Origin of the sequence: Parasediminibacterium schistidii, from assembly GCF_046546515.1 — a bacterium.
Lineage (GTDB): Bacteria > Bacteroidota > Bacteroidia > Chitinophagales > Chitinophagaceae > Parasediminibacterium.
In genome coordinates this window covers 74,279-88,099 of the sequence record NZ_JBKHKJ010000006.1, presented here as the reverse complement: position 1 = coordinate 88,099, position 13,821 = coordinate 74,279, and the positions used below count along the sequence as shown (strand labels likewise).

The 13,821-nt window shown below is 40.9% G+C and carries 11 protein-coding genes; 5 read left to right on the top strand and 6 right to left on the bottom strand.

Annotation, left to right across the window (positions count from 1 at the left end; all coding sequences use genetic code 11):
• The first annotated feature begins 1 nt into the window (after position 1).
• Positions 2–1,165 carry a galactokinase gene (gene galK, locus ACHFIY_RS05085; RefSeq protein WP_410844986.1) on the top strand — a complete coding sequence of 388 codons (1,164 nt, stop codon included), beginning with the start codon at positions 2–4 and terminating at the stop codon, positions 1,163–1,165.
• A gap of 430 nt (positions 1,166–1,595) precedes the next feature.
• Here galK and ACHFIY_RS05080 read toward each other — a convergent pair whose 3' ends face one another.
• Positions 1,596–2,420, bottom strand: coding sequence for a universal stress protein (locus tag ACHFIY_RS05080; protein WP_410844985.1), 825 nt, complete (start codon positions 2,418–2,420; stop codon positions 1,596–1,598).
• A 71-nt stretch (positions 2,421–2,491) separates the two neighbouring features.
• Positions 2,492–3,379, bottom strand: coding sequence for a MerR family transcriptional regulator (locus ACHFIY_RS05075; protein WP_410844984.1), 888 nt, complete (start codon positions 3,377–3,379; stop codon positions 2,492–2,494).
• 98 nt (positions 3,380–3,477) lie between these two features.
• On the opposite strand from ACHFIY_RS05075, the gene ACHFIY_RS05070 reads away from it, so the two are divergent.
• Positions 3,478–5,733 carry a RelA/SpoT family protein gene (locus tag ACHFIY_RS05070; protein WP_410844983.1) on the top strand — a complete coding sequence of 752 codons (2,256 nt, stop codon included), beginning with the start codon at positions 3,478–3,480 and terminating at the stop codon, positions 5,731–5,733.
• A gap of 63 nt (positions 5,734–5,796) precedes the next feature.
• Here ACHFIY_RS05070 and ACHFIY_RS05065 read toward each other — a convergent pair whose 3' ends face one another.
• Positions 5,797–5,961 carry a hypothetical protein gene (locus tag ACHFIY_RS05065; protein WP_410844982.1) on the bottom strand — a complete coding sequence of 55 codons (165 nt, stop codon included), beginning with the start codon at positions 5,959–5,961 and terminating at the stop codon, positions 5,797–5,799.
• A gap of 969 nt (positions 5,962–6,930) precedes the next feature.
• On the opposite strand from ACHFIY_RS05065, the gene ACHFIY_RS05060 reads away from it, so the two are divergent.
• Complete coding sequence (locus ACHFIY_RS05060) at positions 6,931–7,080, top strand: hypothetical protein (RefSeq protein ID WP_410844981.1); 150 nt, start codon at positions 6,931–6,933, stop codon at positions 7,078–7,080.
• 112 nt (positions 7,081–7,192) lie between these two features.
• On the opposite strand, the gene ACHFIY_RS05055 is transcribed toward ACHFIY_RS05060, so the two are convergent.
• Together ACHFIY_RS05055 and acs are read right to left on the bottom strand one after the other, a co-directional pair.
• Positions 7,193–7,657 (bottom strand): hypothetical protein, encoded by a 465-nt coding sequence (locus tag ACHFIY_RS05055; protein ID WP_410844980.1) that lies wholly within the window; start codon positions 7,655–7,657, stop codon positions 7,193–7,195.
• A 429-nt stretch (positions 7,658–8,086) separates the two neighbouring features.
• Positions 8,087–10,012: an acetate--CoA ligase gene (gene acs / locus ACHFIY_RS05050; RefSeq protein ID WP_410844979.1), complete on the bottom strand. Its 1,926-nt coding sequence runs from the start codon at positions 10,010–10,012 to the stop codon at positions 8,087–8,089.
• Between the two features lie 154 nt (positions 10,013–10,166).
• On the opposite strand from acs, the gene ACHFIY_RS05045 reads away from it, so the two are divergent.
• Positions 10,167–10,373, top strand: a complete 207-nt coding sequence (locus tag ACHFIY_RS05045) for a hypothetical protein (RefSeq protein WP_410844978.1) — start codon at positions 10,167–10,169, stop codon at positions 10,371–10,373.
• Positions 10,374–10,657: 284 nt separating this feature from the next.
• Positions 10,658–11,743 carry a zinc-binding metallopeptidase family protein gene (locus ACHFIY_RS05040; RefSeq protein WP_410844977.1) on the top strand — a complete coding sequence of 362 codons (1,086 nt, stop codon included), beginning with the start codon at positions 10,658–10,660 and terminating at the stop codon, positions 11,741–11,743.
• Positions 11,744–12,168: 425 nt separating this feature from the next.
• On the opposite strand, the gene ACHFIY_RS05035 is transcribed toward ACHFIY_RS05040, so the two are convergent.
• Positions 12,169–13,614, bottom strand: coding sequence for a hybrid sensor histidine kinase/response regulator (locus ACHFIY_RS05035; protein ID WP_410844976.1), 1,446 nt, complete (start codon positions 13,612–13,614; stop codon positions 12,169–12,171).
• Between the last annotated feature and the right edge of the window lie 207 nt (positions 13,615–13,821).

The window sequence follows — 13,821 nt, the reverse complement described above, 5'->3', positions numbered from 1 at the left end:
TATGTATTCTCCACAGCAAGTATTAGCAAATTACAGACAGCAGTTTGGCGAAGGCGCTAGGGTTTTCTTTTCTCCCGGCAGGGTAAATTTATTGGGCGAGCATGTGGACTATAATGGTGGCTTTGTGCTGCCAGCAGCTATTGACAAGGGGATTTGGTTTGCCATTGCTGTGAATAATACCAATACTGCCAACTTTGTGGCATCGGATATTGAGGAATCTTTTTCAGTAAACCTGCATGAAGTAAGAAAGCAAACGGGCTGGCACAATTATGTGCTGGGCATACTGTATATACTGCAAAAGAAAAGATACATTATTGGCGGGTTCAATTGCCTGTTTGGTGGCAATTTGCCACAAGGGGCAGGCTTATCTTCCTCGGCAGCGTTGGAAGCGGGGCTGGTGTTTGCCTTAAATGAATTGTTTGCCCTAGGGCTAAGCAGGCAGCAGATGGCATTGATAGCACAAGAGGCAGAGCATAGCTTTCCGGGTACTAAATGCGGCATCATGGATATGTTTGCCAGCCTGCATGGCAAGCGAGGCAACTGCATGATGCTGGACTGCATTAGCTTGGAATATGAATATTTGCCTTTGGCAAATGATGAGTATGAGTTGGTATTAATCAATTCAAAAGTAAGCCACCAGTTAACGGATGGTGGCTACAACAACCGTTACGATGAGGCGATGGAAGGGCTAAGCCTTTTCCAAACCGTGAATAAAAAAATTACCTCTTTCAGGGCCGTGAGTACTGAGGTGGTGGAACAGTTTAGCTATATGCTTAGCGACGAAGGGCATAAACGATGCTTGTATATTACCCAGGAAATAGAACGCACACGGGAAGCTGCCCAGTGCCTGAAAGCAAATGATATGATTGGTTTTGGCAAGCTGATGTACCAAACGCACAAAGGGCTTAAAGGCTTGTACGAAGTAAGTTGCAGCGAGTTGGATTTTCTAGTGGATCAGGCCAAGATGAACTATGATGTTATCGGTTCTCGGATGATGGGCGGTGGCTTTGGGGGCTGCACCATTAACCTAATTACCAAAAACAAGAGGGATGCTGCTGTTACGGATATTGTATCGTCGTACGAAAGCGTATATGGCATACAGCCAGAAGTGTATGTAGTAGAAACGGGTGATGGAACGAGGGAAGTTATGAATGATGAATTATGATTTATGAGGGAAAAGCCAATCTTTGTCTAATTCTTTTTTGGATTTGCTGATAGTTGTGAAATTATCAATGCTCCAAACCCCGAAGGAGTTGAACAATAGTAGCCACGGGCGCAACTCGTGGTAAGGAATAGCAATTGGGGATACCCAAGAAAGTGTTGAACTGTTTACGGCCTCATTTTAGGCTGCTATACAATATAAGGTGAGGGTAAGTTAACCTCTTTTAGGGTTGGTTGCCTCTTCAAGCCTACCAAAGGTTTCACTCATGGCTACTATTGTTTAACCCTTTCAGGGTTATTAGTAAAAGCATCAAGATCTCAAAAAAAGAATTAACCCAATCTTTAAAATAAAAAGCCAATAATGTTCTTTAGAACAATATTGGCTTTTTATTTCTTCGTACTAATTAGAGCATTAGTGCATTTGCGGCTAAGTTTTATTTATGCGCAATCAACAATGGCACTTTGCTGTGAAAAGCAAGTTTTTTTGTATGGTCGTTGAACAATGTTTCTATCAGGCTATGGTATTCTGGCACCACAATTAATATATCCACATCATTTTCTGCCGTAAAATCTATAATATCATCTGTATAGTGACCACTTTCCTTATACTTAAATTGTGGGGCATACTCTTTAAAAAGCGTTTCCAGTTTTTGCTTTTCGGGATGGTTGTTGTCAATTTCTTCATCGTAAGATAAAAGGTGAAGTATGGACAATTCTAAAAAGCCATGCTCTAAAAACACTTTTATTTTATTAACTGGCACACTACCTTCAACATTCTTGAAATCGCTTAACAAAGTAACTTTCTCCAACTTGTTAAAAGTAGCACTAGCTGGCACAATTAGCACCGGCGTAGAAACATGCTTTGCAACAGAAAGTGCATGGCTGCCCAGAAAAGTTTCTTTGAAAAGGCCACCTGGTGCTATGCCCATCACAATTAAATCGGCAGCAACAATTGCTGCAACTTCTACAACGCCTTCGTTTACCGAGCCTGCCCCTTGATAAGATTCTATTTCAATCCTTTCCGGAATGGTGCCAAGCGAATCGATAAAGGCGTCTAGTTCTGCAATACTTTTTTCCCTGTTTGGTTCAATACTGGCAACCTCGTCTAGCTCGCCTGCCGGGGTATATATCAATTTGGTTTCATAAAAATGGTAAAACACGATTTTTGGGATGCCAATGGTGGCTGCCATGTCAATGGCATAAAGGCTTGCATTTTTAGATGTTGCAGAAAAGTCAGTGGGTATCAAAATCGTTTTCATAAAGGCGTTTTTAATTTAGTATAAAGTTAACAATATTTTAGTGATTAAATAAATTCTTTGGAAAAAAAATATTAGGAAGTTGCCTCAGTTGCAATAAACGCCAATACTTCTGCCAATGACTTTTTAAGGCTAACAGTAGCTGGCAGTTTCTTTTTATATGCAAACACAAGTTGGCCAGAAACTACTATCCTGCTATTGGGCAAACAATTGCTTAGCTGAAGCAAAAAATGCTCAAGGCTAAAATTATTGGCTACTGCGGTAAGGTGCGTATAAAGAAAAGTAGGTTTAGCAGTCTTTGCTAAATATTCTATGTCTTTTAATGGCACATTGGCACCTACGTACAAAACTTTAATCCCTTTTGCTTTAAACAAATAGTGCATGAACAACAACCCAACCTCATGGTACTCGGCTTCTGGAAGAAATAGCAACGCTGTTGTGTTTGCCTTTACAATACTAGTGGCTTTTTCAATGCCCATTATCAACTTTTGCCGTATAATATTGCTAATCAAATGCTCTTGTGCAGGGTTGATGTGATTTGTTTGCCAAAGTAGCCCTATTTTTTCAAGAAAAGTAAAAACAATGCTAATAATTGTTTTTTCAAGGCCTTTTTCTTGGATATGGCTATCCAGGAGGTTTTCAAATTCATCAATTTTCAAGTCTATCATATACTGGATAAGTAGGTTGATAGTACGTTCTTGGTGTGCTTCATTTTGTGAAAGAGATAGTATCTTACTGCTCATCTCGGTGGCACTCATCCTGTCAATATGCGATATTTTAAACCCATATTTATTGAGCAGCGATATATTCAGTACCGTTTTAAGCTCTTCGTTCGTATAGTACCTGATGTTGGTATCGGTACGCTGTGGTTTCAGCAAAGCATAGCGTTGCTCCCAAATGCGTATGGTGTGTGCTTTTATGCCAGAAAGCTTTTCAAGGTCTTTTATAGTAAACACATTCATTTTGCAAAAAACAAAAAAAACAAAAAAAAGTTTTGATGCAACAATTTTGGGAAGCATAGTTTCTTTGTACGCATTCTATTTCTTATATTCGTATACCCATGGCAGATGAACAAACGATACAGGCAGTAACTAGTCAGGATAAATATACGCTTTCGCCCGAACAGGAAAAAAAGGAAATATTGCGGCAGTACCGTGCTTTACTGAAAACCCTACGACCCAAGCTTAAAAAAGGGGACGAGGAGTTGCTACGTTCGGCATTTGAAATAGCTGTAGAGGCACACAAGACCATGCGCCGAAAAAGTGGGGAGCCATATATACTACACCCGTTGGCCGTGGCCATGATATGCGTGGAAGAAATAGGCCTAGGAGTAAGGAGCACTATTTGTGCTTTGCTGCACGACACGGTAGAAGACACGGATATAACACTGGAAGACGTACAGGCAGAATTTGGCCCAGAAATAGCCAAGATTGTAGATGGCCTTACCAAGATTTCCAGCGTGATGGGGACAAACACTAGCGTGCAGGCCGAGAATTTTAAGAAAATACTGCTTACCCTTACAGACGACCCAAGGGTGATACTGATAAAACTTGCCGACCGCCTGCACAACATGCGCACCATGGACAGCATGAAAAAGGAGAAGCAGCTGAAAATTTCTTCTGAAACGGTGTGGGTATATGCCCCTTTGGCACACAGGATGGGCTTGTACAACATTAAAACAGAACTGGAAGACCTGGCTATGAAGTACCTTGAGCCAGAAGCCTATAAAGATATTGCCAAAAAACTCGCAGAAACAAAAAGGGAAAGGACAAGGTACATTAATGAATTTATACGTCCGCTAAAAGAAAAGCTGGAAGCCACTGGTTTTAATTTCGAGATTTATGGAAGGCCCAAAAGCATACACTCAATCTGGAACAAGATAAAAAAGAAAGCTGTTTCTTTTGACGAAGTATATGACTTGTTTGCTATCCGTATTATACTAGATGCCCCTCCTGAAAAAGAGAAGGAGCAGTGCTGGAAAGTATATTCCATGATCACAGACGAGTATAACCCTAGCCCCGAACGTTTGAGAGACTGGCTGAGCAACCCCAAAAGCAACGGCTACGAAGCCTTGCATACCACTGTGATGGGGCCACAGGGCAAATGGGTAGAAGTACAGATACGCACCAAGCGGATGAACGAAATAGCCGAGCGTGGGCTTGCTGCACACTACAAATACAAAGAGGGCAGCAGCGATGAAGATCGTTTTGACAAATGGTTTGGGCAAATAAGGGAAGTATTGTCGCAAGAAAACAGCGACAGCATCGACTTTTTGCAAGATTTCAAGACCTCTTTCCTTGCCGAGGAAATTTATGTTTATACCCCCAAGGGGCAGGTGAAAATGCTGCCCAAGGGAAGCACAGCCCTTGATTTTGCTTTTGCTGTGCATAGCGAGGTGGGTAGCCATTGCATTGGTGCCAAGGTGCACCACAAGCTGGTGCCTATTAGCCACAAGCTACGCAGCGGCGACCAGATAGAGATTATTACCAGCACCAAGCAAAAGCCCACCGAAGATTGGTTGGGCATGGTGGTAACAGCCAAGGCAAGGAGCAAGATTAAAGACAGCCTGAAAGAAGACAAGCGGAAGATAGCAGAAGACGGCAAATATATACTACAGAGAAAACTGGAGGGCATGGGGGCTGGTTATACCCAGCCAAATATTGAGGAAGTGATGGCGTTTTATAAGCTTTCATCCCACCTCGATTTGTTTTATTCCATTGCCGTGAAGTCAATTGACTTGAAGGAACTAAAGGAATTTAATGTTTTGGGCGATAAGCTGGAACAGCCCAAGCCCAAAACTACCATTACCGAAATTGCAGTTGATCAACCAAAGCAATACAGCAAAAAAGACAGCGAGCTAATTATATTTGGCGAGAGCAGCGACAAAATAATGTACACCCTTGCCAAATGCTGTAACCCCATACCGGGGGATGCCGTGTTTGGCTTTGTAAGCACTGGCAAAGGCTTAACCATCCATCGCACCAATTGCCCCAATGCAACGCAATTAATGGCCAACTATGGCCACAGGATTGTGAAAACCAAGTGGGCTAAAAACAAAGAAATTTCGTTCCTCTCGGGCGTGAAAATAGTGGGGGTAGATGATGTGGGTGTGGTGAATAAAATAACCAATATCATCAGCGGCGAACTGAAAATAAATATATCTGCCCTTACCATAGAAAGCGGCGATGGTATTTTCCAAGGCACCATTAAAGTATTTGTGCACGACAAAGAAGAACTGGAAGAACTGGTAGGCCGCTTAAAAAGCCTGAATGGCCTGCAAACAGTGGAGCGGTTGGATATGGAGATAAAAGGGTAATGTGGGAAAGGATATAATGATTTCAGGCTTATATATCAATGTAAGTTAAAATAAATTAATTATTTAACCTTCAGGATAAGTATTTCTTATTGCATTATGTGCATCTTCCATCGTAACTGCCCCACTATTGCGGCTTTTTATAACAATTGCAATTAGCTCATCTGCAGTAAGCGGCTTACCTGGCAGATAATAGTTATCAGTTGAACTTTCTAAAACGGATAACTCCATGTCATTTTTTTTTTGCAAAGGCAATTAATTTCTCACTGTTTCCGCTATTGGTTTGCTGAAGTTGTAAAAGCATAGGTAATTACTTTTTAGGTATCAAAATAATAAGAGGTGCATAAACAATGCTTGTTTGCTATAAATAAAAAAGACAGTCAAGTAGAAACCAAGTTCTTACGGGCTTAAAAAGTCAGGCCTCTCGACTGTTACTTGTAAAGTAAATTAATTTTTTATAAATATTCCTTTTTGGCTAACTCTTTTTTTGACGTGCAGGTGAGCTACAACCTATCATTTTACACAAACTGATAGGGGCAAATAAAAAACTTATAGCCATTTTGAGGGTGGTATCCGCTTGTTTTGACTGACTTTTGTTACCCTAAATTTAGTTTTGAGCCTTTTTTTGCATCTTAACTCATTGAAATACAATGTTTTATGGTTTTAAAGAGTGAGTGTTTTATGCGTATTTTGTGCGTATAAAATGAGTGATTTGTGCGTATTTTGTGCGTGATTTTCGCGGAAAGGTGCGTACTTTTTCAGTGTTTTTTGAGTATGGATGTAAACTATCATGACGTTTTATTTTGTATATTAAAAATAAGCCCCACGGGAGAGCGAGCTAAGGTTAGGCTAACCACAGGGATTGTGCTAACGCAAATAAAGTTCCATATACTACAAAGTTGGGATTGATTTTGGCACCATGCAAAAGTACAATCCTATATGGGGGAAATATGCCCCCATGAGTATCCCAAAATGCCCCCATGGTGGGGGAATTTTGAATTATGAATTATGGAATCAGCGGCAGAACGTAGCGAAAGGTACGCACCATAGGCAGCGCACCAGCAAAACTATTTTTGGCGTGGACTAGCGGGGAAATTAGAATTATGAATTATGAGTTATGGAATCAGCGACAGAACGTAGCGAAAGGTATGCGCCATAGGCAGCGCATAAGCAACACTATTTTTGGCATGGACTAGGGGCATGGAAAAAATACATGCAAATTCATCTGTTCCTAAAAAGAACACGAAAAATAGGAGGCTTACAAAAGAAGAAAGGAAACGGAACAGAGAAATCGCAATAGAAAGGATGCCCATTGAACATATCAACAGGGACTTGAAATATTCAGGATAATAGCTGAACGCTATAGGAACAGGCGCAAAAGATTCGGCTTTAGGTTCAACCTAATCGCAGCTTATCATAATAGGGCTATAACGCTAGGCATAAAATGAATTTCCGAAGAGGTCTATTTTTCAGCGTAGTTTTTCATTTTGTTAGTTGCCCAGAACCAAATTGCTAGTAATGATATATCCATTTTAAAAAACAAGTCAAAAAAATGAATTTTCAGTATAGCAATCAGTCCAATAAAAGAAAAATTCTTTTCTCTAAGAAAGGCTATGAATATGCCATAAATCGATAATAGGAAGGATATTGAAATGGCATATTTAATAGCGATTAACAAGCTATCTTTTTTATCAATTATTATTTCTTTGCCAGCTCTTCCACCTAATAAATAAGTTGTTCCAAAAAGGATAGAAAAGATTGCAATGCAATGAATGTTAAGTAATGCAGACATGAAAAACAAAAGACCATTTGCAAAATCCCCTTTTACTTGTCCAATAAATAATAACAACACGAGTATTATGAAAACTATCACCGTTGCTATTAGTACTTTAGTTCTTCCAAATTTTTGGGCTTCTATTGTAGTCATATAATTAGCGGTTAGTATGGATAACTATTTTATTAGCAGCTTTAAATATAATGATATGGTTGTTTAAAAGCAATTGACTTATTTGATTTGACTTCTCCTGCGTTACAATGAAACCTCTGCAACACATTGATTAATAGGGGATTATAAATTTAAAATAATTATTATGAATTTAAACAATCCCGAACCTAGTGAACGTCATTGCGAGGCAAGAAGCAATCTAAACACCGATAATCAAGCCGTCTAAATTTTTAGGGCAGGTTGCTTCGTGCCTCGCAATGACGGGGATGCAGAAAGCGAGTTGGGGGCTGCTTAACATATTGTCATTCCGATTTTTTTTTGGGCTCGCCCAATGGAATATTCGAAATGACGAAAAACATAGGTTACAAGCCACCCAAAACCAGCAACTTGTAACCTGCATTTTATATCAAACTATATCTTCCCCCTCTTTATTTCATCCACTACCCCAGGATCAAGTAATGTGCTGGTATCCCCTAAGTTTTCGGTTTCGCCCTCGGCTATTTTGCGGAGGATGCGGCGCATGATTTTGCCGCTGCGGGTTTTGGGCAGGCCGCTTACAAACTGTATTTTATCGGGCTTGGCTATGGGACCAATGATGCGGGTAACGGTTTGCAGTATGTCTTTACGGGTAAGGGTTTCGTCGCCATGGGTATTGCCAAAAACAACGTAGGCGTAAATACCTTGCCCTTTTATGTCGTGTGGGTAGCCCACCACGGCACTTTCCACCACGCCTGAGTGCATATTGATGGCGTTTTCTACCTCGGCAGTGCCTATGCGGTGGCCGCTTACGTTTAGTACATCATCAACCCGGCCAGTGATGCGGTAAAAACCTTCCTTGCTACGCAAAGCACCATCGCCAGTAAAATACAGGTTGGGGTAAGTGGCAAAATAGTTGGTGCGGCAACGCTCATGGTCGCCATAAGTAGTACGCAAAATAGACGGCCAAGGGAACTTGATGCACAGGTTGCCACCAACGGTGTCGCTTCCTTCTTCATCCAAAACCTCATTCCCTTTTTCATCTACTAGTACCATCTGCACGCCCGGCAAAGGCAGGGTAGCCCAGCTAGGCTTGGCAGGGGTGATACCCGCTAGGTTGCTGATTAAAATGCCGCCAGTTTCTGTTTGCCACCAAGTATCTACAATGGGGCATTGTTTTTTGCCAACATATTCATCGTACCAATGCCATGCTTCTTCGTTGATAGGTTCACCAACAGTTCCGAGTACTTTTAAGGAAGATAAATCTTTGCCTTGCAAAGGCCCTAAGCCAAAGCCCATCAGGCTGCGGATGGCAGTGGGGGCAGTATAGAGGATGTTTACTTTGTATTTGTCCACAATATCCCAGAAACGCCCAGCATTGGGGTAGGTAGGCACGCCTTCAAAAATAAGGCTTGTGGCCCCAGCACTAAGCGGGCCATATAAAATATAAGAGTGCCCGGTTATCCAGCCAATATCGGCCGTGCAAAAATGCACTTGCGATGGCTGGTACTGGAACACATTGATAAATGTATAGTTGGTATAAACCATATACCCGCCGCAGGCATGTACTACCCCTTTTGGCTTGCCCGTGCTGCCAGAAGTGTAGAGGATAAACAAGGGATCCTCGGCATCCATAGGCTCGGCTTCTATAAAAGTGATGCCTTGTTCTTCCACATGCTTCATCTCGTCTTCATACCATACATCCCTGCCTTTCAGCATACTGATTGGGGTGCGGGTGCGGGTGCAAACGATTACTTTTTTGATGGTGTGGTTGCCAATAAGGGCATCGTCAATCACGTTTTTAAGCGGAATGTCTTTTGCGCCACGAAAAGCCCCATCGCAGGTTACAATAAACTCGGCCTGTGCATCGTATAAGCGGTCGGCAATGCTTTGGGCAGAAAAGCCACCGAAGATAACAGAATGTATAGCCCCAATCCTTGCGCAAGCCAGCGTAGCCACGGCCAGTTCTGGCACCATGCCCATGTAAATACAAACCCTGTCGCCTTTTTTTACACCATTGTTTTTTAGCACCTGCCCAAACTGGCAAACCTTCTCCAGCAGTTTTTTATAGGTAAGCAAGCGGTTTTTTTCATCTGGGGCATTGGGCTCCCAGATAATGGCTGGGGCATTGCCATGTGCTTCAATATGCCTGTCTAAGCAATTCTCGGTAATGTTCAACTTTGCACCCTTGAACCATTCTATTTTAGGCTCGGTAAAATTCCATTCTAGGACTTTGTCCCATTTCTTTTTCCATGTAAAATTTTCGGCTACGCCGCCCCAGAACTGCTCTGGGTTTTCAATACTTTGTTTATACGCTTCTTTGTAGGCTTCGTAAGAAGTAATCTGATAGGGATATGACATGCTCGTTATTAATTGACTTTTATGTGGTTTATAAATGATTTGAGGGGATGAAGATAAATTGTAGCGGTGGATTTTAAAATGATTTTTTTGGTACTCCAATAATTTTGGATTTATTCCCAATCACTACCGTAACTTATGATATCAACTTTTTACAATGAAAGTATTATTAGATATTGAAAATGACAATGCAGTGCATTTAATGGAAGTACTTAAAAGCCTGCCTTATATGAAAACAACAACTTTACCTGATGAGAAAGCCTTGCTAATAGCAGAAGTGAAAGAAGCGGTAGAAAACCTGAAACTAGTGCGGCAAGGAAAAATAAAAGCTAGGCCAGCAAAAGATTTATTGAATGAGTTATAGTGTACTTTCCATAAGTGGTTTCTTATAAATAAACGATACTTTAAACATCCCCGCCTCTGAAATCGCAACAATCTCCGCTTTATTGCCCCCTTTAGGGGGGTTGGGGCAAGTGAAACATACTGCCTTTTTTTAGAGTCTTTCCTTTGCGCCCTCTCTGCGTTGAATAGCTTGTCGGCCTTTGCGGTTAATTTTTTGCAGCAACCTTCCACCAATTGCAAACAAATTTCCCCAGCAAAGCACAAATAGGCATACTAGTTGCGTATTGAGATACAAAAACACCTAAAATGAAACTTTTTAAATGCACCAATTGTGGCAATACGGTTTATTTTGAAAACACGTCCTGTGGCAATTGCGGATTTTTAATAGGGTTTGATGCCGAACAAATGACCTTATTAGCCCTAAAGCAGGAACAAAACGGGCAGCTAACAGCCACTGTGAACAATGTTGCAACGCATTATAAGTACTGCGCAAACCAAATGCAAAATGGTTGCAACTGGCTAATGCCCGAAAACAATGAATCGGCTTTTTGCAAAGCTTGCGATTTGAACAAAGTGATCCCAGACCTACGCAACCCCGAATATGTAGAAGCATGGCAAAAAATAGAAACAGCCAAGCGTCGCCTTGTTTATGGTTTGTTGCGGATGAAACTGCCCATTGTAAGCAAAACAAAAGATGAAAAAGGGGGACTTGCATTTGCTTTTATGGCCGACACGGGGACTGATGAAAAGGATAAAGTATTTACTGGGCATGATGAAGGCTTGATAACCATCAACGTTGCTGAAGCAAACGATATAGACAGGGAAATGGCCAGACAATCGATGCACGAGGTTTACAGGACTTTGCTGGGTCATTTCAGGCACGAAATAGGCCATTATTATTGGGACAGGCTGATAGACAACACACCGAACATTGACAAATGCAGGCAATTGTTTGGTGATGACAGGCAAGATTATGAAGAGGCATTGCAAAAACATTATGCCCAAGGCACGCCACCAAATTGGAACAATAATTTCATAAGCCCTTATGCTAGCACCCACCCCTGGGAAGACTGGGCAGAAACATGGGCCCATTACATGCACATTGTAGATACGCTAGAAACGGCCTATTCATTTGGGCTAAGCGTGGATCCAAAAATTGCACACAATGATGAAAAGCTAAGCTCAAAAATAAAAACAGATCCTTATAGCCTGAAAGATTTTGAAACCATCATCAAGCTTTGGCTGCCGCTTACTTTTGCCATGAACAGCCTAAATAGGAGTATGGGACTACAGGATATTTACCCTTTTGTAATTACCAATCCTGTGCAAGAAAAATTGAAATTTATTCATGAAGTAGTATTGGGCAATGCGGGAGCAAAGGAACATGGCTGACTGCCCCGGTTGAAAAACATTTTCAGGCATTAGTATGCAATAAAAAGTGGGTTACTACGCAGGTGCAAGTTTGGTTAATTTGCCACGAAGGCACGAAGACACAGAGAGGCACAAAGTTTTAAGGGAAGAAAAAGAAAAGAAAAACAAGATTTATGTTATCAATACTGTTTAACCCGGATTTTGCAGTTGAAATCTATTGCAAGCCACAAATATTTCAAACACAAGCATTTGCTTGATTTTTTTGCCTTGCCATAGTACACTATGTTTTCGACCAAAAATTCGGCTCAAATACTTGTCTTTATTGCATTTGAGCCTTTCTTAACGAAGTCAACTGCAAAATCCGGGTTTAACCTTCTTTTTTTTAGTACTTCTTCGTTTTTTTGTGCCTTTGTGGCTAAAAAGCATGTAATGTGGCAAAAATTCCTTTAGAATTTGCTTTTGGGGAAGCCTATTGTAAATGCTGTGCCTTTGTTTACTTCCGACTCTATTTCCACCGTTGCATTGTGCGAGCGAAGTATGGCCATTGCCGATGACAGGCCAAGCCCCACCCCAGTTTTTTTGGTTGTAAAATAAGGCTCGAATAGTCGTTGCTGCTGCGATTCGTCCATGCCGCACCCATTGTCTCTTATGATTAAATCAATAGTGCTTTGCTTCTCTACTACGGTTATCAGTAAAATACCTTTATTTTCTTCCATGGCTTCAATGGCATTTACAAAAAAATTAACCAAAGCCAGTTTTAGCCTTTCTTCATCGGCTTTAATGGTTACCAATTCGTTTATTTGCTTTTTCATTACCACGCCTTTTAGCGTAAGCCTGTCGTAAATAGAAACCAAAGCATCCTGTATCAGGTCTTTAAAGTTTACCCTCTCCAGCTCTATGTCAACGATTTTAAATGATTCTAATAGTTTACCTATCAAATCGTTGATACGCAAACTATTCCTTTTTACAATGTCTATGTAAACATCTTTGTTGGAGTAATCGAAAGTGTTCAGGTTGTCGATAGACAATAAAATATTATTTAGTGGGTTCCTTATTTCATGCGCCAGCATTTTTACAAAACGCTGGGTGGCTTCAAATTTTTCTGCCAGCAAGTTTGACTGTTCTGCTTTCTTTAGTTCTGTAATGTCGTGGAATACGCCTTGGTAATATCTTTTTGCCTCTGCATCTTTCTCGCAGGTAAGGGTTAACAATCCTTGGCGTTCGTTGCCATCTAAAATTTGCAACATTATTTCTTCGTCTATCAATTCGTTGTATTCATCCACTTCTAATAAAATTTCTTTTATTTCAATTTCGTTTTTGAATAGTTTGTAAAAAGCCTCGCCTGTAACCTGTGTTTTTTCTAGCCCAATAATGGTTATGGCAACATCGTTTATGTCAACAACTTCCAGTTTTTCATTTAAGGTAAACATGGCATCTTTCGAGTTCTCGAACATTGCCCGGTATTTGTTCTCGCTTTTTTGAACTGCTTTCAGGCTTTTATAGCGTGTGAAGGCATAGCGAATACTTCTTTCTAGCGATTGTGGGTTGATGTCAGATTTTAGCAAATAATCGTAGGCCCCCCTGTCCATTGCATTTTTGTCTATTTCTACATTCCCTTTGCCCGTTAAAAGGATAATGGGTATGTCTATGCCATTTTGTATGGCTTCTTCTATTAGATCGGCACCAGTTTTGCCGCCAAGGCGATAGTCGGCCAGGACCAAGTTGTACAAATTGGTTTGTAATTGCGCTAATGCCCCTTTGTAAGAGGGGCACCAAGAAACTTTAAAGTCATATTCGCTCACTTCTGCCAGCAGGCTAGAGGTAATGAAAAAATCGTCCTCATCGTCATCCACAACAAGGATATTAAATGTTTGCCCAGCGGTTACAAGCATTGGTGGTAATAATAAAAAGGTTCAAAAAAGTGTTGCTACTCAAGTGCATTTCGCCATAAAGACACGAAAGCTCGAAGTAGCAAGAAGGGAAGAAAGGAAGAAAAAAAGAAAGTTAAAAGGTATTGATAACATGATTTTTCTTCTTTTTTCTTTTCTTCTTCCCTTAAAACTTTGTGCCTCTTTGTGTCTTCGTGACTTCATGGCAGA

Bases quoted from the DNA above. Each gene is read 5' to 3' on its own strand.
- galK (WP_410844986.1), top strand. From the start codon at position 2: ATGTATTCTCCACAGCAAGTATTAGCAAATTACAGACAGCAGTTTGGC.
- ACHFIY_RS05075 (WP_410844984.1), bottom strand. From the start codon at position 3,379: ATGAATGTGTTTACTATAAAAGACCTTGAAAAGCTTTCTGGCATAAAA.
- acs (WP_410844979.1), bottom strand. From the start codon at position 10,012: ATGTCATATCCCTATCAGATTACTTCTTACGAAGCCTACAAAGAAGCG.
- ACHFIY_RS05070 (WP_410844983.1), top strand. From the start codon at position 3,478: ATGGCAGATGAACAAACGATACAGGCAGTAACTAGTCAGGATAAATAT.
- ACHFIY_RS05035 (WP_410844976.1), bottom strand. From the start codon at position 13,614: ATGCTTGTAACCGCTGGGCAAACATTTAATATCCTTGTTGTGGATGAC.
- ACHFIY_RS05040 (WP_410844977.1), top strand. From the start codon at position 10,658: ATGAAACTTTTTAAATGCACCAATTGTGGCAATACGGTTTATTTTGAA.
- ACHFIY_RS05045 (WP_410844978.1), top strand. From the start codon at position 10,167: ATGAAAGTATTATTAGATATTGAAAATGACAATGCAGTGCATTTAATG.
- ACHFIY_RS05060 (WP_410844981.1), top strand. From the start codon at position 6,931: ATGGAAAAAATACATGCAAATTCATCTGTTCCTAAAAAGAACACGAAA.
- ACHFIY_RS05055 (WP_410844980.1), bottom strand. From the start codon at position 7,657: ATGACTACAATAGAAGCCCAAAAATTTGGAAGAACTAAAGTACTAATA.
- ACHFIY_RS05065 (WP_410844982.1), bottom strand. From the start codon at position 5,961: ATGGAGTTATCCGTTTTAGAAAGTTCAACTGATAACTATTATCTGCCA.
- ACHFIY_RS05080 (WP_410844985.1), bottom strand. From the start codon at position 2,420: ATGAAAACGATTTTGATACCCACTGACTTTTCTGCAACATCTAAAAAT.